The sequence below is a fragment of the Sphingomonas sp. BL-S-29 genome, from assembly GCF_055521495.1.
The window spans coordinates 2,068,390-2,092,119 of record NZ_CM145482.1 but is presented as its reverse complement, the minus strand read 5'-3'; the positions used below and the strand labels follow the sequence as shown (position 1 = coordinate 2,092,119).

Sequence of the window (23,730 nt, the reverse complement as noted above, 5' to 3'; positions counted from 1 at the left end):
CGCACTCTGCCCGCTGAGCTCAGAAGTCCTTGCGCAGCAATAGACCCGCATAGCGCTGATCATCCCGGGGAACGAAGCGCGCGGTGCCGGCGGCGCTGCCATTGCCGAGGAAGCTCGAATAATGCGTGTTCGTGATATTCTTCACATAGGCCCGCACCTGCCAGCCCGAGCTGCCGGACAGGACGGCGACGCTGGCGTTCCAGATCGCAACCGATGGCTCGATCGTGTTCTTCGTTTCCGACAATGAATATTGCGTCTTGCTGCGGAACGAGAGGTCGCTCTGGAGTTCGAGGTTGAGCGTATCCGTCACGGGGAAGCGATAGGCGGCGTTGCCGTAGAGCTTCACCTTGGGAGCGAACGGCAGGGGCTGGCCGTTGATGTTGCAGCTCACCGCGGCGCCGACCGGGCAGTTAAAATTCACTACCTTGGCGTCCGTATAGGCAGCCGACAGATCGACCGTGAAGCCCTTGGTCGGCCGGAGCGTCACGTCGGCCTCGGCGCCGCGCGAACGGACCGAACCGGCATTGATCAGCCGCGTGACCTGCAGCCCGCCGACCGTATCGGCGAAGTTCGCCTGATAACCCTCGAAGCTGGTCGAATAGACCGCCAGGGCGTAGCTCAAGCTGCGGTCAGACGTGTTGCCCTTGATGCCAGCTTCGTAGGAGTTCGAGGTTTCGGGCTGGAGCGGTACTTCATCGAGTGGCAGCACCGCCGTGCCGACAAGCTGCGAGCGCATGTTGAAATAGACGTTGTAGCCCGGCCCCTTATAGCCGCGCGAATAGGTGAAATAGGTCTGCGCGTTTTCGCCCAGGTCGAGCTGGAGACCAAGCCGGTAGCTGTCGCCGCGCCGGCTCGTCGAGCCGGTGGCATTGTGATAGCCGCGAATGCCGGGTCGATCGACCGCCGGCGCCGCGGCCCCGAGATTGGTCGGATCGTTGGTCGACGTCCGGACATGGTAGAAATCGACATCGTCCCAGGTCGAACGATAGCCGGCGATGCCGCGGAAGAAGCTGGTGAAGTTGACGTTGGCCTCACCAAACAGCGCGTAATTGTCGTTGGTCACGCCGTAATTGGCGATGCCCACCGTGGTGAGCGGCCCGGGCAGGGTCGTGATCGTCCGCTGATAGCGCTCATCGGTATCGGCATGGAGATAATAGGCGCCGAGCACATAGTCGATGAGGCCCTGCTTGGGCGAGGTGAGCCGCAGTTCCTGCGAGAACTGGCGGGAATCCACATCGCCGAAATCCTCGCCCTGCGGGAAGCCGACCGCGAGCGTCGAGATGCCGTCGAAATCCTGATGCTGATGGTTCAGCCATTTGCGATAGGCCGTGATCGAGGTGACATGATAGTCGCCGAGCGCGAGTTCGCCGGTAAGCGATGCGCCGAAATTCTTGTCGCGGACGTCCGAATCGAAAGACGAGGAGATGGTGCGGTTGTCGCGCGACGGCACGACCCCGGCGCCCGCCAGCAGCCCAACAAGAGCCGCGGAGTTGGTGACGACGTTGGTCGGATAGGCCGTCTGCGAGGTCGATGCGTAGATCGCGGTCGGCACAGTATCGCGCGACTGGAGATAATCCCCGACGACCGTGAATTTCAGATCGTCGTTCGGGGTGAAAATCAGCTTGCCGCGGCCGCCATAGCGTTCGAACCCGTTCACGTCATGGCCAGTGGCCAGGTTGCGGACATTCCCGTCCCATTTGGTGTAGAGGCCACCGATCAGGGCGAGCAGCTTGCCCGGGATGAGCGCGCCCGAGACACCAGCTTTCAGCCGATATTCCTCGTCGGTCGTGAGACCCGCCTCGCCGAACGCGCTGAACTGCTCGGTCGGATTGCGCGTGACGATGTTGACGACGCCGGCCGACGCGTTCTTGCCGAACAGCGTGCCCTGCGGCCCGCGCAGCACCTCGACCCGCTCGACTTCACCCAGATCCAGCGTCGACTGGCCCGGACGCGTCAGCACGACACCGTCGAGCACGGTCGATACCGATGGCTCGACACCGGGCGAGGTGGTGATGGTGCCGACGCCGCGGATAAAGACGGTACGATCCTTGTTCGAGGAGCCCGCGCGAAACTCGACCGAGGGGACCGAGGTCGCGATCGACTGGAGATTGTTCAGCTGGCGCTCGGCAAGCGATTCTCCGCTGATCGCGGTGATGGCGATCGGCACGTCCTTGACCGCTTCCGAACGATACCGCGCGGTCACGACGATATCGTCGCTCTTCGCCTCTTCGACGGCGGCAGGCGCTTCGGACTGGGCCCACGCCATTGCCGGCACCAGAGCGCCGCTCGTCGCGAGCAATGTGAAGGCGATGAATTTCGAACGCTGGCTGGTCATCGATCTACCCCTTTTTTTGGACTCTGTCGGCGGCCATTACCCTACCTATTTAGTGGGAGAAGAAAGTTTTCCTTCCCTCGCCTGTAGCGGCGGACCGGCCGTCAGCCGCCGGACCGGGGAATTAAGCACCCCACCCGGCGGATGCGCGGCAACAACAGGTGAACCCAGCCGAGCGCGAGGAGATAGGAAATGCTGGCAAAGGCGAACAACGGGCCGTAGCCAAGGCCCGCCGCAAGAACGAGCCCGGCGATCTTGGCGATCGCCATGCCGCCGAGATTCCCGCAAAAGGCCCCGAAGCTGGTGACCCGCCCGACCTTGTCGTGCGGCGTCACGTCGGCGATCAGCGCAAACAGCGTCGTCGAGAAGCCCTGATGTCCGGCCAGTGCCAGGGCGAGTAACGCGACCGCCAGTCCGTAATTTTCGACATGCAGCGCCAGCGACACCGGCACCACGCACAGCGCCGAGACGAACATGACGCCCTTGCGGACCCGGTTCTCACTCCAGCCGCGCCCGAGAAGCGCGCTGGAAATCGCGCCGGCGCAGAGCGAGCCGATCGCGGCGCCGGTATAGGCGATGGCAAGCGGCGGCCCAAGCGCGGTGCCGGTCAAGCCGAACTGCCGGTTGAAGAAATCGGGCATCCAGAACAGCATGAGCCACCAGGTCGAATCCGACAGGATCTTGCCGACGGCGATCGCCCAGGTCCGCCGCTCGGTGAGGATCGGGCCATAGGTTTCGGTGGTTGCTTCGGTATCGGGTGCGACTTCCGGCGTGGCGCCGAAGTCGAGGCCACGAGTCACCAGCAACCAGATTCCGGCCCATAGCAATCCGGCTATGCCCGCGACGACGAAAGCCGAGCGCCAGCCCCACAGGGCGGCAACCGCGGGAATGAACAGGGGGGTCACGATCGCGCCGATGCTGTTGATGCCGTTCAGCAGCCCGAAACCGGTCGATCGAAGCCTTGGCGGGAAGATCGTCGCGATCGTCTTGACGCCACTCGGCGTGCCCATTGCCTCCGTCGCGCCAAGCGCCACGCGGCACAGCACGAACTGGGTGAAGCTGCTGGCCCAGCCATGCAGCATGGCCGCGACGCTCCACGCAGCGACCCCGACCGGATTGGCCCATTTCACGCCGAGCTTGTCGGCGATCGTGCCGGTGAACAGGAAAGCGACGGCAGCAGCGCCCTGGAACCAGGCGGCGAGCGTTCCATAGTCGTTGTCGGACCAGTGAAGATCGGCACTGATGACGGGTTTGAGGATCGAGATGATCTGCCGGTCGACGAGGTTCAGAATGCCCGCGGTGAGGATCAGCGCGAACAGAAGCGCGCGGCGCTGCGGCGACATGATCACGCGAAGGTGACCTGCTCGCCATTCTGGAGAATTCGCACGGCATTGCGCCGAAGCTGGCGCGTTCCCGGATTGAGCATCGCCTCGGCGGTATATTGCGCGAGATAGACCCTCCTGGGCGCAGCGCTGAGGTTCGCGCCGGTCGCGTGGAGCAACAGGCTGGAGAAAGCGACCACGCTGCCGGCGGGAACCTCGATCGCGACGCCCTCATCTCCGGTCGCGACCGCCAGATCATTGGTTGCCGCCTGCCGGCCATGGGCGCGGATACCATCCAGATGGCTGCCGGGAATGACCCGGACCGTGCCATTCTCCACCGTCGTGTCGTCAAGCGGACACCAGCAAGTGAGATAAGGCAGATGGTCGGGTGGCCCGCCATTGCCGACGACATAGCCGGAATCCTGGTGCCAGCTGAAGGCGAGGCCGCGATCCGGCCCCTTCACGACATATTGATCGAAGAAGAAATAGGCGTCGGGGCCGAGCGTCGCCCGGCAGATGTCCGCCATCGTCCGGCTGAACAGCATCCGGCGCAACGACGGCTGCTCGCGCTGGCATTCGTTGGCGAAATAGCGGGTCCCACGATGGCTGAGCCCAAGCGCATCGACGCCGGCCGCATCCATCCGGGCATTTTCGCGCGCGACGAAATGGTCGCATTCCTCCCGCAACAGATCCAGCAGATCCCCCGCGAGGATGGCCGGAAACACCGCATAACCGTCGCGCGCAAAAGTCCCGGCGTGCGCCGTTATCGCCTGATCCGTCTCCATGCGACGACGCTATGCGGCGCCTCGGGCATTGGCTAGCGGAGATTTTCTATGCGGCGACGCGGCTATGCTATGACCAGTGGCCCATGGTCGAGACGGGGCAGGACGTGCCTCGCGAAAAGGTCGGCCTCGGCGATATGCGGGTAGCCCGAGAGGATGAAGGCCTCGATCCCGGCCGCCCTGTACGCCTCGAGCTTGGCCAGTACCTGATCGGGATCGCCGACGATCGCGGCGCCGCAGCCCGATCTGGCGCGCCCGATGCCGGTCCACAGATTGTCCTCGACATAACCTTCGCCGCCAGCCGCTTCGCGCAGCTCGGCCTGGCGGCGCACGCCGGCCGACTGGGAATCGAGCGACTTGGCGCGGATCGCGGCACCCGCCGCATCGTCGAGCCGCGACAACAGGCGATCCGCCGCCTCCCGCGCGGCCGCCTCGGTCTCGCGCACCACGACATGCACACGGTAGCCGAAGCGCAGGCTGCGACCGGCCTTGTCGGCACGCGCGCGCAGGTCGGCGATCGTTTCGCGCACCGCGTCCATCCGGTCGGGCCACATCAGATAGACATCGGCGCCTTTCGCGGCGGCCTCGCGCGCATCCTCGGACAGCCCCCCGAAATAGAATGCGGGCGCGCGGCCCGAAACCGTGCCGATGCGCGGCGGGTCGAGCTTCAGTTTCCAGAAGTCGCCATCATGGTCGAGCGGCTTGCCGTCGAGCAGCGTGCGCAGGATGTGCATCGCCTCGACGGTGCGCGCGTAGCGCGGTCCGCTCGCCAGCGACTCGCCGGGCAGCTCGCTCGAGATGATGTTGACCGTGAGACGCCCCTGCCCGCCCGCACCCGCGCCGAGGATGCGATCGATCGTCGCGATCTGGCGTGCGAGCTGGGGCGGCCAGCTCTCGCCGATCCGAACCGCCATCAGCAGCCGGATGCGCCGGACCAGTGCCGCGATCGCCGCGGCAAAGGCAGTGGTGTCGATGCCCAGCGCATAGCCGGATGGCAGCAGGACATTGTCGAACCCGCCGCTCTCGGCCTGGAGCACGATATCGCGGCAATGCTCCCAGCTCGATTGCAGTTTCGGATCGGGCACGCCGAGAAACTCGTAATCGTCGTCGCACAGCGCCGAGAACCAGCTGACTTCGCACGGACTCATGGCAGATATTCTCCGATCGATGCTTCAGGCCGGACGCGCCGTTCGCCCTTGAATCGCGCCATGCCCCATGCCAGCGGGGAGATGGAAGCCCCACTCCTGCCGAGCGGGCGCGATTCATCACCACGCGCGAGCATGCGCGCTCATGGCACAAGGGACGACAGGGTGGGAGAGCTTATCCGTTACGGCATCGTCGGCACCGGCATGATGGGATGCGAGCATATCCGGAACATCCGGTTGCTGCCGAATGCCGTCATCACCGCGATCGCCGATCCGGTCGAGACCTCGCTCGGCTGGGCCGACGCGTCGCTGGGCGACGCGCGACCCCAACGTTTTCGCACGGCCGAAGAGCTGGCGGAAAAGGGCGAGGTCGACGCGGTCGTGATCGCATCCCCCAACAATACGCACCGCGAAACCATCCTTCCCCTGTTCGAGCGCGGTCTCGCCATCCTGTGCGAAAAGCCGCTGGCGACGACGCTCGCGGATGCACGCTGGATCGCCGATCGCGCGGCGTCGCATACCGCGCCGGTCTGGACCGGCATGGAATATCGCTACATGCCGCCGGTTGCGCGCTTCATTACGGATGTTCATGCCCGGCGCATCGGCCGTCTGCAGATGTTGGCGATGCGCGAGCACCGTTTCCCGTTCCTGGTGAAGGTCGGCGACTGGAACCGTTTCTCGCGCAACACCGGGGGCACGATGGTCGAGAAATGCTGTCATTTCTTCGATCTGATGCGGCTGATCATCCAGGCCGAACCAGTCCGTGTGTTCTGTTCGGGTGCGATGGACGTCAACCACCGCGACGAACTATATGGCGGCGAGCGCCCCGACATCATCGACAACAGCTATACCGTGGTCGATTTCTCCAACGGCGTGCGCGCGCTGCTCGACCTGTGCATGTTCGCGGATGGCGCCGAGCATCAGGAAGAAATCGTCGCGACCGGCGACACCGCGCGGCTCGACGTCATCGTCCCGCCCGGCGACCTCGTCTTTTCCCCACGCGTCGGCTTTCGCGCACAAAAGGCAGTCGAGCGCGAGACCGTCGCCGTCGACGAGACGGCGATGGCCGCCGGATCGCATCACGGCGCCACCTTCTATCAACACGAGGCATTCGCCCGGGCTGTCCGCGGCAAGGGACCGGTCGAGGTGACTGCCGATGACGGCCTGCGCGCCGTTGCGATCGGCGTCGCGGCCGAGATCAGCGCCCGTGAGCACCGCGTCGTGGAAATGACGGAACTGGGCCTGGAACCCTGAAGCGCCATCGCGTTGGCGTTTTCGCTGAGCGCGGACGGCGCACGACTGTCACCCGGGATGGATTTGCCTTTTGCAAGGCATAGGTAAACTTGATTTCAATCTCTATCAAATTAGGGGAGTTTCTGTTCGTTCCTTCATGATCAGCCTGTCCCCGCTACGGCGGACATATGTCGGAGATACATGATGTCCGTCGACGACGACGCACCGACGAATGGCGATTATTGGAACCTCGACGACATCGCCAATGGCCTGAAGGCGGCACGCACGCGGTGGCGTACCGCGCAGAAGCGCCATGCGGAATATGGCGCGGTCGGTTTTCCGTCGCGGATCGAAATCGACAAGATCATGGGCATCCTGTGCGGGGCCCTGTTCCCGTTACGCCTCGGTCCCAATTTCGTGCGCCTCGAAAACGAGGACGCCTATGTCGCCGAGACGCTCGATATCGCGCTGCGCCGGCTGTACGGACAAATTCGGCTGGAATGTGCCTATGCTCTCAGCGCGGAGGGACTGCCGCCGGTGCCCGACGACGCGGCTCGCATCATCGGCGCTTTCGCCGCGTCACTGCCCGGTCTTCGCGAATTGCTCGATACCGATCTCGAAGCGGCCTATGCCGGCGACCCGGCAGCGCGAAGCGTCGACGAGATCCTGCTGTGCTATCCCGGCATGCTTGCCATCATCCATCACCGTCTTGCACATCGGCTGCATGTCCTCGGCGCGCCGCTGGTGGCGCGCATCATTGCGGAAGTCGCCAACTCGAAGACAAGCATCGACATCCACCCGGGCGCGCAGATCGGATCGAGCTTCTTCATCGATCATGGAACCGGCGTCGTGATCGGCGAGACAGCGATCATCGGCAAGCGTGTTCGGCTTTATCAGGCGGTCACGCTCGGCGCGCGCAGCTTCCCGACGACAGCCGACGGCGCGTTGGAAAAGGGCCTTCATCGGCACCCGATCATCGAGGACGATGTCGTGATTTATGCCGGCGCGACATTGCTTGGTCGCATCACGATCGGGCGCGGATCGACCATCGGAGGCAATGTGTGGCTTACCGAAAGCATTCCGGCGGGAAGCACCATCAGCCAGGCGAGAAGCGAACGCCTGTTATTTGCCGAGCCCGGCACCGAGGCTTCGGCCTCACGGGCGGGGAAAGCGGCGGCGTAACGACCGGCAGGCTCGGACCGAACCGGTGGCGTTTGAGGAACTTGTCCGCGATGGCGTATAGCGGGCGCGCCACCGGCGAAAAATGAGGATGAGCATGAACGACGATCCAACCCGCCGCGGCGTCCTGCTTGCCGGGAGCGGCGGCGCGTTCGGCCTGTTCAGCTGGGCGGCCGGCGCGACAGCGGCCGTTCCGCAGCGCCAGTCGCTCATATTGAAGCGAAACGCCCGTGTTCGCCCGCGCAACATTCTGGTCGTCCTGACCGACGACCACCGCTTCGACGCCATGGGGTTCATGAAGGCCCAGGACTTCGGCGACACGCCGACGCTCGACCGGCTAGCGCGCGAAGGCGTGCATTTTCGCAACGCGTTCGTGACGACCGCCTTGTGCTCGCCGTCGCGGGCCTCGATTTTCACCGGCCTCTATGCGCACCAGCACAAGGTGGTCGACAACAACCACCCGATCCCGCCGGGCCTGACCTATTATCCTCAATATCTGCAGGCCGCCGGATATGAGACCGCCTTTATCGGCAAATGGCACATGGGCGCCGAGACCGACACGCCGCAGCCCGGCTTCGACCATTGGGTCAGTTTCAAGGGACAGGGCACTTACTGGCCGAGCGAGGACGGCCTGAACGTCGACGGCAGGCACGTGCCGCAAAAGGGCTATATCACCGACGAACTCACCGACTATGCCCTGGACTGGATCGGCAAGCGCGATCGCAAGCGGCCCTGGATGATGCATCTCGCGCACAAGGCGGTGCATTCGGAGTTCATTCCCGCGCCGCGACATGCGGGCCGTTATGCGAAAGAAACCTTCCGCTACCCCGAGACGATGAAGGCCGGCGCGCCGGGCCGCCCGATGTGGGTGGAGAACCAGCGCAACAGCTGGCACGGCGTCGACTATCCCTATCACGGCACGCTGGACGTCGGCGACTATTACAAGCGGTACATGGAGACGCTGCTGGCGGTTGACGAGGGCCTGGCCCGCATCATGGATCTGCTCGAACGGCGCGGCGAGCTCGACGACACATTGATCCTCTATATGGGCGACAACGGCTTCCAGTTCGGGGAGCACGGCCTGATCGACAAGCGCACCGCCTATGAGGATTCGATGCGAGTCCCGATGCTGGCGCGGTGCCCTGCCCTGTTCGGCCCCGGCACGGTCGACCATGTCGTCGCCAATATCGACGTGGCGCCGACGATGCTCGCGGCGGCAGGCCTGGCTGCGCCCGGTTCGATGGCCGGCGCCAACGCCCTGCCGCTCGCGCAGGGCAAGACGATCCCCTGGCGCACCGAACTCCTCTACGAATATTATTGGGAGCGCAATTTTCCGCAGACGCCGACCGTTCATGCGCTACGGGAAGACCGGTACAAATATATGCATTTCCACGGCATCTGGGATATCGACGAGCTTTACGACCTTCAGGCCGACCCGAGGGAAACGGACAACCTCCTCGCACGGCCAGGCCATGAAGAACTCGCCGAGCGCATGAGCACGAGGCTCTTCGCAAAGCTCGAGGAGACGGCGGGAATGCAGATTCCGCTGAGCCCGGATGCCGGTGAACGCAACGAGCTGCGTGATCCGAACGGGCCGAAAGGAGCGCCCTTTCCCAACCGCTTCCTTCGTCCGCCGGCCAAAAAGCTCGCCGCCATGGTACGGCGACTGCGCTACCGCTGAGGGCCGCGATCGACTGGAGGCGGGCGACATGGATTGGGCTGGTCGTGCGGCCGTAGAAAGCAGGGCGAGCCGAATCATCGGCGACTCGGCTGATCGCCGCCGAGTCGCGTAGAATTTTTGCGCGGTAGTCGGGTCGACGCCGGTACGACATCGCTCCGGACACGGCTCATGCGGACTCGGATCGCGTCGATCTCAAAGCAACAAACTGTCAGCGCAGCCTGGGGCAGCGACGCATGGTTTACGAGAATCATACCTCCGCACGTCCCCCGAAAAGAAGCGCCTCGACCCATAACCCCGGAACCGAACTTCCTAACGGAATCATAAGATTGACTCCAACCTCGATAATAAAGATTGTGCCGAAATGGTTATATCTCTAGAGGGCGGGTCGTCGCAAAATATTGCACGGCCAATGCCATTAAATCGCTTGAGCGGCCCAGATCGGGTACAATCAGTGAACGGCGAGAAGAACGTTCCTGTAAAGAGCGTGTAACAAAGCGATGGGAGAGGATACCTGATGCGCGGCGTTAAAGGGTGGGATGATTATGCGCGCAGACGTGACTTCGCTTCTCGACAAGCTAGAGCGGCCTGACTTCCGCTATCGCCAGTTTGCCGATGCCATTGCCGACCTGGAACCCTGGCCGCTGTTCGAGGCGCTGCTCGTCGACGAGCGCGTGACGGGCAAGCGGCGCCGGGCGATCGACACCCCGGTCCGCGACGACCCGGTCGGCTTCTTCGCTGGCTATGATAATCCGGTTGCCGCGCGCAGTGGCGATGTCCGACAGGCGGAGGAGGGTCTGCGCGCTTTCCTCCAGACGCTGTCGAACCCGCGACCGTGACGCTGATCCTGTGCCACTCGCCCACTGGCGGCGTCGGCACGACCTTTCTCACCGCCCATCTCGCGCTCGGGCTGGCGGAGCGGGGCCATGACGTCACGGCGATCGACTTCACTTACGCGGATGCGCTCAAGCTGTGTTTCGGGCTGAAGCCGGTCGACCAGTTGCCACGCATCGACGACCCGCACGAGGACAAGGTGGTTGTCGAGGGCGTGACGCTGCTGTCCGGTTACACTGCGTCGCGCGCGCCAGCCTTTGCCGATGTGATTCGCGACGGGCACGGCGCGCTGTTTGGCCCTGGCCGGGTGGTGATCGCCGATGTAGCGTCGGCGGACATCGAGCTGAAGCATCGCCTGCTGCCTTTTGCGGCGCTCCATCTGTGCACGTTGATGCCGCGGCCGGCCTCGTTGGCCGCGCTGGCGAAGGTCGAGCCCGGCACGCCGACCATCGAGCTGAGCGGGACGGCCTTCGTGCTCAACCAGATCGACGATACCCGCCGGCTGTCGCGACACAGCAAGGTTTTCCTGAGCGAGTTGTTTGGCGCCAGGCTGATCGCGACGGTGCGTCGTGACGAGGCGGTCAACGAGGCGCTCGCATCATTCCAGTCGATCGTCCGGTACGCGCCGCACAGCGTGGTTCTGCCCGATCTGCGCGCCATGGCGGCAGCGGTCGAACGGCGCTGCGAGCTGATCCCCGCGGAGTCGGTGGAGTGACCTTTGCCGCACGGGTGTTGCAATGGTCGATGCTAGCCGCCGCGCTGGCCATGACGTTGATCGTCGTGACCGTCCCGCTCGATTTGAATTCCCAATGGATCTTCGCGCTGGTCACCATCGCGGCGACATTTTTGCTGCGGCGGGCGCGCTCGAAGCGGGCAATGCTCTCGCTCGCCATCCTCACCGTCGTCGCATCGAGCCGTTACATGTTCTGGCGCACCACCGCGACGCTTGATTTCGACAGTCCGGTAAGCGCTGTGTTCGGCATCGGCCTGTATCTCGCGGAACTCTATGCCTGGGTGATCCTGGCGCTGGGGTTCCTGCAGACGGCCTGGCCACTGGAGCGCGACGCGGTCGAACTGCGGGGAGAACCGGACGCGTGGCCAACCGTCGATGTCTTCATTCCCACCTTGAATGAAAGTCTCGACATCGTCCGCACGACCGTGCTCGCGGCGCTCGATCTCGATTATCCGGCCGACAAGATGCGAGTCTATCTGCTCGACGACGGACGACGCCCCGCGTTTCGCGCGTTCGCGCATTCCGTTGGCTGCGGCTACATAACCCGGTCCGACAACCGTCACGCCAAGGCAGGAAACCTGAACGCCGCGCTGGCGCGGACCGATGGCGCGCTGGTCGCCATCTTCGATTGTGACCATGTGCCCACGCGCGCCTTCCTCCAGATGACGATTGGCTGGTTCCAGCGCGACCCGGAACTTTCGCTGGTGCAGACACCGCACCATTTCTACTCGCCCGATCCGGTCCAGCGGAACCTCGGCACGGTGCGCGAGCTGCCGGGTGAAGGCGATCTGTTCTACGGTGCGGTGCAGAAGGGCAACGACCTTTGGAACGCCGCCTTTTTCTGTGGTTCCAACGCGGTCCTTCGACGCGCGGCGCTCGAAGATATCGGTGGCTTTGCGTTCGAAACGGTCACGGAGGACGCCCATACTGCGCTCAAGCTCCAGCGTCGGGGCTGGGGCACCGCCTATCTCGGGCTACGCCTGTCGGCGGGCCTCGCGACCGAGCGGCTCGTCCTCCATATCCGCCAACGGGTCCGTTGGGCGCGCGGCATGACTCAAATCATGCGCATCGACAACCCGTTGACCGGCCCGGGTCTCAGCTGGCAGCAGCGGCTTTGCTATCTGAACGCGTTGCTGCACTTCCAGTTTCCGCTGCCACGGATCGTCTTCCTGACCAGCCCCCTGGCCTATCTCATCCTGGGGCAGAATATCATGCACGCCTCGGCGTCGTTGATCTTCGCTTATGCCGCCGCCCATCTTTATTGTTCGCAGGTGTCGAGCGGCATTCTCCAGGGCGGCGACCGGCGCCCCTTCTGGGGCGAGATCTATGAAACCATCCTTGCCTTTCATCTGGTGCGGCCGACCTTCCAGACCTTCTTTCGCCCGCATGGCGGCAAGTTCAACGTGACCGACAAGGGTGCGTTGCTCGACAAGACCTATTTCGACCGATCGACCGTGCGGCCACATCTCTTCTGTATCGCGCTGATCGTCTTCGGCATTGCGTTCGGATTCTGTAAATTACTGTTTTTCCCGCAATATTTCAACATTCAGGCCGATACGCTGGTGCTGAACACACTATGGGCGAGCTTCAGCCTGGTCATCCTGCTCGCCGCGGTCTCGGTCGGGCGGGAAACGCGCCAGACGCGCGAGCATATCCGCATTCCCGTGCGGCTTGTTGCCACGCTTTATTTCGCCGATGGGCATGTGTTGGACGCCACAACCAACGATGTCTCGATGGGCGGCCTCTCTGTGACAGCGCCGTCCGACGTTTCGTTGCTGGATCGGTCCATCACGCACATCGCCCTGCCGCTGGGCGACGAGATGCTGACGTTGCCGGTCGATTTGCTGCGAACAACCGGCAGCACCGCCAAGATGCGATTCAAGGAACTCGACATGCTCCAACGACGCCAGCTTGTCCGCTCGATCATGGGTCGGGCAGACGCGTGGGAGAGCGCCGAGCCACGTCCGTCGGTTTCCGTCCTGCGGTCGCTGCGCGACGTCGTGAAGGTCGATCTGGTCACGCTCAAGCGGCTGCTGAGGCTGAATCGGGCGGAACGGCGTAAGGAAAGGCGGCTGCGGGTGCCCGGTGCCATCGCAACCGCTACCGTTAGCGCGGCCATGCTGGTCATGGCGTACCCGGCGGGAATCCGGGCACAGCCCGCGCAAAACCCGGCAAGGAGCACCACAGCAACTGCCGCGCCTGCGGCCGGCATACGCAGACAGCAATTGACTTTTCGGGACCTGCAGGTGCGATCCGCCATCCGGCTTGCCGGCACGCGCGGCGAGATCAGCATTCCCTTCGGCATGCGCGCCAACGAGGTCGTGACGGGTGCCACCCTGACTCTGACGATGGCGTGGTCGCCCGCATTGCTCGCCGATCTCAGCCAATTAGTGGTGATCGTCAACGGCGAAGCCGTGCGTACCGTCGCCCTGACTCCCGATGGCGCGGCTGGTCAGCGTATCGCGATCCCGATCAACCCGGCGCTGTTCCTTCCGGGCGACAATCAACTCAACCTGCGGCTCGTCGGCCATTATGCCCGCGATTGCGAGGATTCGTTCCATAGCTCCTTATGGGCGAATATCAGCAATGTGCGGTCCGGACTCGACCTGACGATCCAGACATTGCCGCTGGCGCCCGATCTGGCGCGGCTGCCGTCGCCGTTTTTCGACCGGGGCGACAATCTTCCGCTCACCCTGCCATTCGTGTTCGCCTCTGCGCCGCGCAACGGAGAATTGGAAGCGGCGGCCAGCATCGCAGGTTGGTTCGGCAGCCTTGCCAGCTATCGCGGCTTTGCCTTCAAGCCCGTCTACGGGGCTCTGCCGCGGGGCAACGCGATCGTCTTCGTGCGGCCCGGCATGCGGATCGGCAATTTCGTGCCGACGATTGGCGGCCCATCGGCATTCATCATGCGCAATCCGTCGGATTCCTATGGCAATCTGCTGCTGATCATGGGCCGCGACGATCGCGAACTGAAGCTGGCGGCGGCGGCATTGGCCATCGGGCGCGGTGCGACGGGTGGCACTCTCGCGACATTCGATGGCGTGCGCATTCCGACCTATGCCCGCTACGCGGCTCGGCGCTGGCTGAGGACCGATCGTCCGGTGCAGCTTGGCGAACTGATCGCTCCCGCCCGGTTGCAGGGACAGGGCTTGCCGCCCGGGCCATTGATCACCGGCTTCCGCGCACCACCCGATCTCTTCTTCTGGCCGCGGGGCGGCGCTCAGCTCGAGCTGCACTACCGCTATCCGACCGCTGTCTGGCTCGATCAGCGTGCGTCGCGGCTTGACGTCTCGCTCAATGATCTTTTCCTGCGGACCCTGCCGCTGACCAGCGACAACTGGTGGCTACCGCTGTTTGGCCAGACCGAAGGGGCGGGAACGCGTATTGCCAAAGCCACGGTCGAACTTCCCAGCTACAATCTGTTCGGCCAGAATGACCTGACGTTCGACTATAATTTGATCATCGCGAACAAGAAGCGGTGCGAGGGGACGATCCCTGACAATGTCCGCGTCGCAATCGATCCGGACAGCAGCATCGATCTGACGCACGCCTATCACGCCCAGGTCATGCCCAATCTCGCGACATTCGCCAATGCAGGGTATCCGTTCACCGTAAGCCCCAATCTGGCGGAAACGACGGTGCTGATGGGCGGAGCGCCCTCGCCGAGCGTGGTCGAGACCTATCTGCTGCTGATGGGGCGGTTCGGCGATTCGACCGGCACCCCCCCCACCGCCGTGATGGTAACGCAATCCGTGAGCGATGCCACGATGGCCGGGCGGGATGTGCTGGTGATCGGCGGCTTCGAAGTCACGCGGTCGGCCCCGGCGCTTTTTGCGAACGCTCCAGTCCGCGCCGACGGCACACGCCTCCGCGTGATGGAGCGAGGGCCGCTGAACCGGATCTTTGGGCTGCTCTCTTCGAGCATCGCCGATCCGGATGGCGCCGACACGTTTCTACAGGCGACCGACGCCTTTAGCGGGCTGGTCAGCTTCCGATCGCCCTACGACTCCGCCCGCACGGTGGTCGCCGTGATCGGAAATGACCCGCGGGAGCTGCCGTTGCTTGTCCAGGGTCTCACCGACCGACGGATCAATGCCCAGGTGCAGGGCGACCTGGCGGTCACGAGCGGCGACGGGATGCGGAGCTTTGCCGTCGGGCCCAGCTATTGGGCCGGCTCACTGCCCGGCTGGATGCGGGTCGCCTGGTGGTTCAGCCAGCGGCCTCTGCTGATGGCGCTTGGGGGCATCGTTGCCGCGCTGCTGTTGGGCGGACCGCTCTATCTGTTTTTCGCGCGGCAACAACGCCGGCGATTGAAGGGAGAAGCGGCATGATGCGAATCAGCACTATTGCGACGCTGCTCCTGACCACCGTCGCCACCCCGGCGCTGGCCCAGGCGCCAGGAGTCCCGGCGTTGCTCGAGCAGGGCCGCTACTGGCAAGCGCACGGGCGCGCAGACCTGGCCAGGCAGGCCTATCGGCGCGCGCTGGCGCTCGACCCGTCCAATGCGGAAGCGCGGCGCGGAGTCTCCGCGTCTTCTCCAGCACCAAACGCGGCGGCACCGATCAAGGCTGAGGTACAGGTCAAGGCAGCGCCACAGGCGCCCCGTCCCGCGCCTGCCATCCGACCGGGCCCGTCCGCACCGAAGGCGGTCACCACGCCCATCGATCGTGGCGGCGACGCGCGCGCCGCGGGATTTCGCGCGCTCGACAGTGGCGACCTGGCGGCCGCAGGTCGCAATTTCGAGGCCGCCCTTGGCCGCAACCGTTCCGACGCCGATTCATCGGGCGGGCTCGGCATCGTCCGGCTGCGCCAATCGCGATTCAGCGATGCGGTCGAGTTACTGGAACGAGCATCCGTGCGTGGCAACGCAGGCAAATGGGCCGAGGCCCTGGCGTCGGCGCGCTTCTTCAGCCGGCTGGCGACAGCGCGCGCCAAATTTGATGCCGGCGACCTGTCTGGCGCGCAGGCGGATGCCGAGGCGCTGTCCCGGGAGGCGGTGAAGGACCGCCGCCCGGCACTGGCCCTGCTCGCCGACATCTATGAGCGGCAGGGACGCTATGCCGACGCCGCCGACCTTGCACGCCAGGTCGGGGCCGATGGCGGCGGCGAAGCTCAGCTCGCCAGCCGCGTCATCCGCAATGCAGCGTTGCAAGCCGCGGCGCAGGGCAATTTTCAGGAGGCGGAACAGCAATTCCAGCGCGGCCTGCTGGCCGACCAGTCCGACCCCTGGATCCGGCTGGAATATGCGCGCCACCTGATCGGCCGGGGTCGCGCGCCGGAGGCCGAATCGCTGATCCGGTCGCTCCAGTCGATCGGAACGCCTGACGCGCTCTACGCCGCGGCGCTACTGGACGGGCAGCTCGACCGCAATGCGGCGGCGCAGCAATTACTGGATCAGATTCCCCCCAGCCGCCTGACTCCAGCGATGCAACGCTTCGCGGCGCAGCTCAAGGTCGAAGCGGCGATCAAGCGCGCACGGGCGCTCGCTGCCCAGGGCCAGGCCCTGTCGGCCACGTCCGGCCTGCGTCAACTTGCCGCGACGCCGGGGCTCAGCGCCGGGTCGCTGGCGATGATCGGTGGCGCGCTCGACGATCTGGGCGATTCGGCTACCGCGATACAGGTCGCGCAACAGGCGCTGGCCGCTGGCCCATCGTCGCCCGACAGCTTCGAGCCGGTTGTCCGGATCCTGGCCCGGACCGGCCAGGACGACGCAACCGCGACGGCAATCGAACGCGCGCGCCTCTCCGCTCAGGGCACGCCCGACGGCGCTGTCGCGGTCGCGCGGCTGGAAGGCATCCGCGCCGCTGCTCAAGCGGACCGGTTGCGCCTGGCCGGGCAATATGCCTCAGCCTTCGATCTGCTGCAGCAGACTTGGGGCGCCGCCCCGGGCAATATCGATGTGCTCGCAGCGCTGGCGCGGCTCTATCAATCCGGCAACATGCCGTCGCAGGCAGCGCAGACCTTCCGGATGGTGCTCGCCGGCCGGCCACGTGACAAGGGCGCGCTGATCGGACTGATCGGGACCGCGGGGGCGAATGGCGATCACGGCCTTGCGGTCGCAACGATCGGCCGAGCGCTGCAATATTATCCGGGCGACTACGAGGTCTATCTGGCGGCCGGGCAGATGGAGCAGGCGCGGGGCGACCGCAGCGCCGCCATCAAATATATGCGCCACGCCGAGGCCAGCTATGCCGCCCGTAACCAGAGTGCCGGCATGCTCGATCGCACCAATCCCTTCGCGGCGGGAATGGCCGACTCCAACCCCTTCCGACAAGCATCCGCGCCGCCCGCCCCTGTCGTGGCAAATCCTTTCGCGCTGAGCGGCGGCCGCGTCGCCGCCGCCGAGCCGGCCCCCTATGTGCCGTCGGGATCTGATCCCGTGCCGTTCAGGGTCGCACCAGGCTATGGTGCGCCCGATCGCGGGACGGCTGCGGAGGTGACGCCGATACCCGGGGCGGGCCCGGCCTATCCTCCGGTCTATCGCCCCATCTCGGGCACCGTGCCCGCAGACCCGGTCATGGCCAAGCTCCAGGCCGACATCGCCGCGCTGTCCACCAATACGGGCCCCCGTGCCGACGTGACCACGGGCTATCGTCAGCGCTCCGGAGAAACCGGCCTCAGCGAGTTGCGCGAACTGTCCGGCACCGCGGAAGCCTCGACGGATCTGCTCGGCGGCCGCATCGGGGTCAGCGCGACCGCCAAGGTCATCGATGCGGGCCGTCCGAGCGGATCGGCGCTGGCCCGTTTTGGCCGCAATGCGACTCCGGAGGCGGAGGGAATCGTTGCGAAACTGCCGTCCAAGCTGATTCAGGCGGACACTCAGCACGCCTCAGGCGTCGCGGTCGCCGCTTCCTATGACAGCCCCTGGATCCAGGCCGAAATCGGTACGACGCCGATCGGATTCGAGACGACGCGCGCTACCTTCGGCCTTACCGCCAAGCCGCGCCTCTCGCAAAATACGAGCGCTCGCGGCTGGGTCCGCCGTGAGCCGGTCACCGAGAGCGTCGTCGCGTATGCGGGCGCTCGCGATCCCGTCACCGGACAGCGCTGGGGCGAAGTGATGCGGACCGGCGGCGGACTTGCGCTTTCCTGGGACCGGGCCGGCACGGGACTGTATGGTGATCTGTCGGCTTATCGCTACGAGGGACTCAATGTCGCCGACAATCGCGGTTTGCAGGCCAATGTCGGCGGCTATCTTCCCATCATCCGGGGCGGTCAGTCGCAATTGACCGGCGGCCTCAACGTCAACTGGCAAAGCTTCCGCAACAACCAGAATTATTTCACTTATGGGCATGGCGGCTATTTCAGCCCGCAAAGCTTCCTGAGCGTGGGCCTGCCGATCCGCTACAGCTATGATTCGCCTCGGATCGAGGGCCGTCTCGGCGTGACGCCGGGTTATCAGAGCTTCGAACAGGACCGCGTGTCGATCTATCCGACCGATCCGGCGGCTCAGACGACGCTCGACGCGCTCAAGGCACAGAATACCGATGTTCGCTCATATTATGACAGCCTGAGCAAAACCGGATTTGCCTTTGCCGCGGACGGCTCTCTCTATTACCGGGTAACGCCTTCGACTCAGATAGGTGGTTCTTTTGGCGTGAATACTTTCGGAACTTATGATGAATACCGGTCATCGATCGGCATTCGACAGACGCTGGGAAGCGAGCGTTGATGGTCACGCCCGGATCGGGACCCGATGGTGATGCAATGGCTGCCGGCGCGCTGTTGCTCGCCGGCATGGTGGCCGAAATACGCGCAACTGCGAGCGACGCGCAGCGTAACGCCCTTCTTCGCGCCGCCGGTGTCCGTATCGCCACGCTCGCGCCGCTGACAGGGGTGGACGACCTGACCGCGCTCACTGTCCGCGTGAACGATTTCTGGAGCCGGCATGGCTGCGGCTCGACGCGTTTCGCGCTTGATGAGGACGGAATCCTGATCACGCATTCCGGCTTGCCCACGGCGCTCGGGATGCTGGTCGGCGGTCGGCTGGAAGACGTGCTTCGTCCCGTGCTGGAAGGCATCTATAGCGGCTGGATGCGGCAAATGGGCGGCGGTCCCACGCTGCGCACGCGGACCATCCGCTGGAACGACGCCGAAATAAGGTTGAAGCATGGGCGTTGATCGCCGCTATTTTTGTCTTTCCATGGTCGGTACGATTGCAAGCTTCGGAATCAGCGGCTGCTCGCCCGCCCAAACCCAGCCCGCGTCTGTGATGCCGGGCTGGGAGGGCTTCAAGGCAGCCTTCGTCGCAGTGGACGGTCGCGTCATCGACACCGGCAATGGCGGCATCAGCCATAGCGAGGGCCAGAGCTACGCGATGATGCTGGCGGTGACGGCCGGCGACCGGGCGGGCTTCGACCAGGTCTGGCAATGGACCGAGGCCCATCTCGCGCGGCCCGATCTGGCGCTGTACGCCTGGCGCTACGATCCTGGCGCAGCGACACCGGTGGCCGATCGCAACAACGCCACCGACGGCGACTTGATGATCGCCTGGGCGCTGGCACGGGCGGGCGACCTTTGGCACGATGCGCGCTACAAGGATCGGGCAGCCGCGATCCGCGCGGCGATCCTGCAGAAGCTGGTGGTCGTCCGGGGAAACCGGCATCTGCTGCTGCCGGGGCTGGAAGGGTTCGCCAGCGGCACCCGTACGACGCTCAATCCTTGCTATTATATCTGGTCGGCCTTGGACGATTGCGCGCGGCGCGATGGACGCGTCTGGCGGCCGGTGATTGCCGATGGGGAAGCGTTGCTGCGCGCGGCGCAATTCGGCCCGAACCGGCTTCCCGCCGACTGGATCGACGTGGGCAATGACGGCACGATCTCGCCGGCGGCCGACAAACCGCCGCGTTTCGGGTTCGACGCCATCCGCGTCCCGCTTTTCGCCGCAACCAGCGGCCGCGGCGCCCTGGTCAAGCCCACCATTGATTGGTGGCGCGGGCTCCTGGCAAAGGGCACACCGATCCCCGCCTGGATCGACGTGACGACGGGTAGTACGGCACCCTATCCGCTCTCGCCCGGCGGCATGGCGGTAGTCGACCGGGCTCTGGGCAAAGTCGCACCGAGACCGCTTGCGACCGACTATTACGCTGCGGCGCTCCAATGCCTCGTTCCGCTTCTGGGCTAAGGCGCTATCGCTGCGTTGGCGGCAGCGTGCGCCCCGCACTTTCCAGTTCACGCTCCGCCCGAGTGAACCCGTAAGCGGGCGCTATCTCCCCCCGGTCAGCCGGCGCCATGGGCCAGGCGGAGCTGGATCTTGTCGACCTTGCCGGTGGCGGCCAGCGGCATGGCGGGGATTCGCACCACGGCATCGGGTATCCACCAGGACGCCACCCGGCCGCGCAGCGTCGCCAGCAGTTCCTGGTCGGAAATTTCCTGATCCCCGCGCAGCTCGACCAGCAGGATCGGGCGCTCGCCCCATTTGAGATCGTTGCGACCGATCACGGCAGCCAGCGAGACTTGCGGCAGCGCACCGATGACCGCTTCGATTTCCGCCGGGTTGATCCATTCCCCGCCGGACTTGATGAGATCCTTGGCGCGGCCGGTGATCATCAGATTGCCCTTCCGGTCGATCTTCGCCAGATCGCCGGTATCGAACCACCCCCCGGCATCGGTCGCCGGCTGGCTCTGCCCGAAATAGCGCTGGATCACGGCGGCGCCGCGAACATGGAGCCGGCCTTCCTGATCGCGTTGCTGCCGCAGCGGATCGCCATTCTGGTCGGCGAGCATGAGATCGACGCCGAGCGCCGGCCGGCCCGAAATCGCCGCGCTGCGTTCCGGGTCGCTGAGCACCGCGAAGGTGCCGACCGGGGACAGCTCGGTCATGCCCCAGCTCGTCTGGACCACCACGCCAAGCTGCTCCTCGATCCGGGTCATCAGCGCGGGCGGCATCGGCGCGCCGCCGACGATGATGCGCCGGAGGGACGGCAACCGGGCACCGGTCGCGCCGAGATGCTCGCAAAGCCCCAGCCATACGGTCGGCACGCCCACGGCGACGGTAACGCCCTCGGCCTCGATCAGTCGGGCCAGGCTGGCGCCATCGGTCCGGCGGCCGGGCAGCACGAGTTTCGCGCCCGCTGCCGGCACGGCGAACGGCAGGCCCCATGCATTGGCATGGAACATCGGCACCACCGGCAGCACCGTCTCCGCCCTGCTGATGCCGAGCACGTCCGCCTGCAACAGGCGCAGCGTGTGCAGAAAGCTGGAGCGATGCGTGTAGGTGACGCCCTTGGGCGCGCCGGTCGATCCCGACGTGAAGCACAGGCCGCTCGGCGCGGTTTCGTCGAAATCACCCCAGCGCACCGTCTCGTCCGCCAGCTCGATCAGGGGAGCGAGCGCAGCCACGATATCGTTGTCGGTCGGCGCCGCATCGCCATCGATGATCAGCACGCGCTCGATTCCCGGCGCGCCTTCCGCCACCTGGAGCGCGAGCCCCAGCAGGTCGGCGCTCGCGATCACTATCCGCGCCTCGGACTGTACGAGCATCGCGGACAGCTGGGCGGCTGTCAGCCGTGGGTTGAGCGTGTGGCAGACCGCACCCATGCCCATGATCGCGTACCACACCTCGACATGCGCCTGGCTGTTCCACGCGAGCGTCGCCACCCGCTGGCCGACTTCAACGCCGAGATCGCCAAGGACGCGCGAGACCTTCAGCGCGCGCGCCTTCAGCCCGGCATAGCCGATCCGCTCGATCGTGCCGTCCTCGCGAGCGGTCGCCACCTCGGCATCGGGGTGCCACTTCGCCGCATGGTCGAGGATCCGGTCCAGCGTCAGCGGGAAATCCTGCATCGCACCATCGATCATCTGCACCTCTCCGATGCGGCCGGCAGAACCGGTGCCGCCACGCCGACATTCCAGTTCCAGGGGATGTTTCCCGCCGCCCGTCGGCGGCACACGACCTGGTCGTGCAGCCGGAACTGGCCGGCCATGAGATCCGTCGCGACCTGCGGCGTGCCGGCAAAAATCATATAGGCGGATCGTTCACCATGGGATGGCCAGGCGGGCTGGTTGCGCGCGGCCGGGGCGCCGGATCGCGCGAAGGACGCCCAGTAATCGACCATCGCATCGGACAGGGCGCGCTCGGCGGCCGTGTCGGGAATCGCCGGCCATAGCGGCGTGACACGATCGATCGTGCCGAACATATAGGGCACTTCGGATGCGTGGAAGGCGCGAATGCCGGCATCGTCGGCCGCGGGATAGCCATGGTCGAAATAATAGAGATAGGCGGGCATGCCGATCGCCGCCTGATCGCGCACCAGGCGCTGCGACGTCCATCCGAAAAACCCGTCGCGCGCCGCGGCCACCATCGTCGCCGCGACGTTCTTCGCCGGATAATGAAGCAGGAAGGTCTCTGCCAGGTCGCCATAATTGCGGCGGATGGCGGCCTCATACTGCGCGGCATCATAGTGTGCAGGGTCGGGCAGGCCCGGCAATATCGCGCGCATCGTCCCGATCTCGCCGGCGGTGAAACCGGTCATCAACGGCACATGCGCCTGCTCGCCGCGCTCGAACGTCTCGATCAACTGGCGGGTCAGCGAATGCCCATCGACCACCGCCGTCGAGGCGAAGCCAGCTTTCCGCGCCAGCTCGGCAAGCTCGGCGGAATCGATCGCACGCAGGTTGGCGATGCTCTTCGCCCCAGCGGCTGCGGCGAAATGCTCGCCCAGGGCCTCGGCCGATGGCACCCCGAAGCGCCCTTGTTTCAGCTCGGGGATGTTCATGAGCGACGCGCTCTGGACCACGGCCTTGGCAAACAGCCCCCGCGCCAGCGGCGATGCAAGCAGATGCAGAATGGCTAGCCCGCCCGCGGACTCCCCGGCGATCGTCACGTTGCCGGCATTACCGCCGAACGCGGCGATGTTGCGGTTCACCCAGCGCAGCGCGGCGATCTGGTCGAGCAGGCCATAATTGCCCGACGCTCCGTCCGGCGATTCGGCGCTCAATTCGGGATGCGCGAGATAGCCGAACACACCGAGGCGATAGTTGATCGACACCATGATGATGCCGCGTTTCGCGAAACCGGCGCCATCGAACATCGCCTGCCGGGACGATCCGCGGATCAGGTTGCCGCCGTGAATCCACAGGAACACCGGCGCGTTCTTCGCCCCGCTCGGCGCCCAGATGTTGAGCGTCAGGCAATCCTCGCTCATCGCCGGATAGGTTTCGGCATAGATGCTGCCCGCGGGCGCCGGTGGTTGCTGGCAGGCGGCGCCGAAGCTGGTCGCGTCGCGCACGCCGGGCCAGGCGGGAAAGGGCTCGGGCGGCTTCCAGCGCCGTTCCCCGACGGGCGGCATCGCATAGGGCACGCCCCTGAACACCCGCTGCCCGTCAGCCTCGGTTCCGCGAACCGCGCCCGCGGGTGCGCGCACGATCGGTGCCGCGCCGGAGTCCGGGGACAGAACCCCGCAGAGCATTGCCGCGCTCAGCGCCGCGATGCGATGCGCAATCGCCATTTATACCCTCCCTTTTTCGTTATCGATGGCGGACGCGCAGCGA

General features: G+C 65.4%; 15 protein-coding genes. 9 read left to right on the top strand and 6 right to left on the bottom strand.

Translation table 11 applies throughout. From position 1 onward, the window contains the following. Window positions 1–19: 19 nt before the first annotated feature. From ACZ1I2_RS10010 to ACZ1I2_RS09995, 4 genes are all read right to left on the bottom strand, one after another. Complete coding sequence (locus tag ACZ1I2_RS10010; RefSeq protein WP_465169842.1) at window positions 20–2,335, bottom strand: TonB-dependent receptor; 2,316 nt, start codon at window positions 2,333–2,335, stop codon at window positions 20–22. A gap of 101 nt (window positions 2,336–2,436) precedes the next feature. Continuing rightward, window positions 2,437–3,675 (bottom strand): MFS transporter, encoded by a 1,239-nt coding sequence (locus ACZ1I2_RS10005; protein WP_465177157.1) that lies wholly within the window; start codon window positions 3,673–3,675, stop codon window positions 2,437–2,439. Between the two features lie 2 nt (window positions 3,676–3,677). Beyond that, window positions 3,678–4,439 carry a phytanoyl-CoA dioxygenase family protein gene (locus ACZ1I2_RS10000; RefSeq protein ID WP_465174229.1) on the bottom strand — a complete coding sequence of 254 codons (762 nt, stop codon included), beginning with the start codon at window positions 4,437–4,439 and terminating at the stop codon, window positions 3,678–3,680. Window positions 4,440–4,501: 62 nt separating this feature from the next. Continuing rightward, window positions 4,502–5,584, bottom strand: coding sequence for an LLM class flavin-dependent oxidoreductase (locus ACZ1I2_RS09995; protein ID WP_465174230.1), 1,083 nt, complete (start codon window positions 5,582–5,584; stop codon window positions 4,502–4,504). A 201-nt stretch (window positions 5,585–5,785) separates the two neighbouring features. Between ACZ1I2_RS09995 and ACZ1I2_RS09990 the strand changes: the two genes are divergently transcribed. From ACZ1I2_RS09990 to ACZ1I2_RS09950, 9 genes are all read left to right on the top strand, one after another. Next, a complete protein-coding gene (locus ACZ1I2_RS09990) occupies window positions 5,786–6,835 on the top strand; it encodes a Gfo/Idh/MocA family protein (RefSeq protein WP_465181659.1) in 1,050 nt (349 codons plus the stop codon). Between the two features lie 183 nt (window positions 6,836–7,018). Then, a complete protein-coding gene (epsC, locus tag ACZ1I2_RS09985; protein ID WP_465174232.1) occupies window positions 7,019–7,996 on the top strand; it encodes a serine O-acetyltransferase EpsC in 978 nt (325 codons plus the stop codon). A gap of 94 nt (window positions 7,997–8,090) precedes the next feature. Further along, window positions 8,091–9,674 (top strand): sulfatase family protein, encoded by a 1,584-nt coding sequence (locus tag ACZ1I2_RS09980; RefSeq protein WP_465174233.1) that lies wholly within the window; start codon window positions 8,091–8,093, stop codon window positions 9,672–9,674. Window positions 9,675–10,228: 554 nt separating this feature from the next. After that, window positions 10,229–10,510, top strand: coding sequence for a hypothetical protein (locus ACZ1I2_RS09975; protein WP_465169848.1), 282 nt, complete (start codon window positions 10,229–10,231; stop codon window positions 10,508–10,510). Further along, a complete protein-coding gene (locus tag ACZ1I2_RS09970; RefSeq protein WP_465169849.1) occupies window positions 10,507–11,220 on the top strand; it encodes a cellulose synthase operon protein YhjQ/BcsQ in 714 nt (237 codons plus the stop codon). Before ACZ1I2_RS09975 ends, ACZ1I2_RS09970 begins: the two co-directional genes overlap by 4 nt. 29 nt (window positions 11,221–11,249) lie before the next feature. Further along, on the top strand, window positions 11,250–15,569 hold the full coding sequence (gene bcsA / locus ACZ1I2_RS09965) for a UDP-forming cellulose synthase catalytic subunit (RefSeq protein WP_465181658.1): 4,320 nt from the start codon (window positions 11,250–11,252) through the stop codon (window positions 15,567–15,569). Next, window positions 15,566–18,910 carry a cellulose biosynthesis protein BcsC gene (locus tag ACZ1I2_RS09960; RefSeq protein WP_465174234.1) on the top strand — a complete coding sequence of 1,115 codons (3,345 nt, stop codon included), beginning with the start codon at window positions 15,566–15,568 and terminating at the stop codon, window positions 18,908–18,910. Before bcsA ends, ACZ1I2_RS09960 begins: the two co-directional genes overlap by 4 nt. A 35-nt stretch (window positions 18,911–18,945) precedes the next feature. Next, complete coding sequence (gene bcsD / locus ACZ1I2_RS09955) at window positions 18,946–19,359, top strand: cellulose biosynthesis protein BcsD (RefSeq protein WP_465169852.1); 414 nt, start codon at window positions 18,946–18,948, stop codon at window positions 19,357–19,359. Between the two features lie 22 nt (window positions 19,360–19,381). Further along, window positions 19,382–20,362 (top strand): glycosyl hydrolase family 8, encoded by a 981-nt coding sequence (locus tag ACZ1I2_RS09950; RefSeq protein ID WP_465174235.1) that lies wholly within the window; start codon window positions 19,382–19,384, stop codon window positions 20,360–20,362. 95 nt (window positions 20,363–20,457) lie between these two features. Here ACZ1I2_RS09950 and ACZ1I2_RS09945 read toward each other — a convergent pair whose 3' ends face one another. After that, entirely contained in the window at window positions 20,458–22,038 is a 1,581-nt protein-coding gene (locus ACZ1I2_RS09945; protein ID WP_465174236.1) for an AMP-binding protein, read from the bottom strand. Continuing rightward, window positions 22,035–23,687 carry a carboxylesterase/lipase family protein gene (locus tag ACZ1I2_RS09940; RefSeq protein WP_465174237.1) on the bottom strand — a complete coding sequence of 551 codons (1,653 nt, stop codon included), beginning with the start codon at window positions 23,685–23,687 and terminating at the stop codon, window positions 22,035–22,037. Before ACZ1I2_RS09940 ends, ACZ1I2_RS09945 begins: the two co-directional genes overlap by 4 nt. Window positions 23,688–23,730 lie beyond the last annotated feature (43 nt).

Bases quoted from the DNA above. Each gene is read 5' to 3' on its own strand.
- ACZ1I2_RS10010 (WP_465169842.1), bottom strand. From the start codon at position 2,335: ATGACCAGCCAGCGTTCGAAATTCATCGCCTTCACATTGCTCGCGACG.
- ACZ1I2_RS10005 (WP_465177157.1), bottom strand. From the start codon at position 3,675: ATGTCGCCGCAGCGCCGCGCGCTTCTGTTCGCGCTGATCCTCACCGCG.
- ACZ1I2_RS10000 (WP_465174229.1), bottom strand. From the start codon at position 4,439: ATGGAGACGGATCAGGCGATAACGGCGCACGCCGGGACTTTTGCGCGC.
- ACZ1I2_RS09995 (WP_465174230.1), bottom strand. From the start codon at position 5,584: ATGAGTCCGTGCGAAGTCAGCTGGTTCTCGGCGCTGTGCGACGACGAT.
- ACZ1I2_RS09990 (WP_465181659.1), top strand. From the start codon at position 5,786: ATGATGGGATGCGAGCATATCCGGAACATCCGGTTGCTGCCGAATGCC.
- epsC (WP_465174232.1), top strand. From the start codon at position 7,019: ATGTCCGTCGACGACGACGCACCGACGAATGGCGATTATTGGAACCTC.
- ACZ1I2_RS09980 (WP_465174233.1), top strand. From the start codon at position 8,091: ATGAACGACGATCCAACCCGCCGCGGCGTCCTGCTTGCCGGGAGCGGC.
- bcsA (WP_465181658.1), top strand. From the start codon at position 11,250: ATGCTAGCCGCCGCGCTGGCCATGACGTTGATCGTCGTGACCGTCCCG.
- ACZ1I2_RS09960 (WP_465174234.1), top strand. From the start codon at position 15,566: ATGATGCGAATCAGCACTATTGCGACGCTGCTCCTGACCACCGTCGCC.
- bcsD (WP_465169852.1), top strand. From the start codon at position 18,946: ATGGCTGCCGGCGCGCTGTTGCTCGCCGGCATGGTGGCCGAAATACGC.
- ACZ1I2_RS09950 (WP_465174235.1), top strand. From the start codon at position 19,382: ATGGTCGGTACGATTGCAAGCTTCGGAATCAGCGGCTGCTCGCCCGCC.
- ACZ1I2_RS09945 (WP_465174236.1), bottom strand. From the start codon at position 22,038: ATGATCGATGGTGCGATGCAGGATTTCCCGCTGACGCTGGACCGGATC.
- ACZ1I2_RS09940 (WP_465174237.1), bottom strand. From the start codon at position 23,687: ATGGCGATTGCGCATCGCATCGCGGCGCTGAGCGCGGCAATGCTCTGC.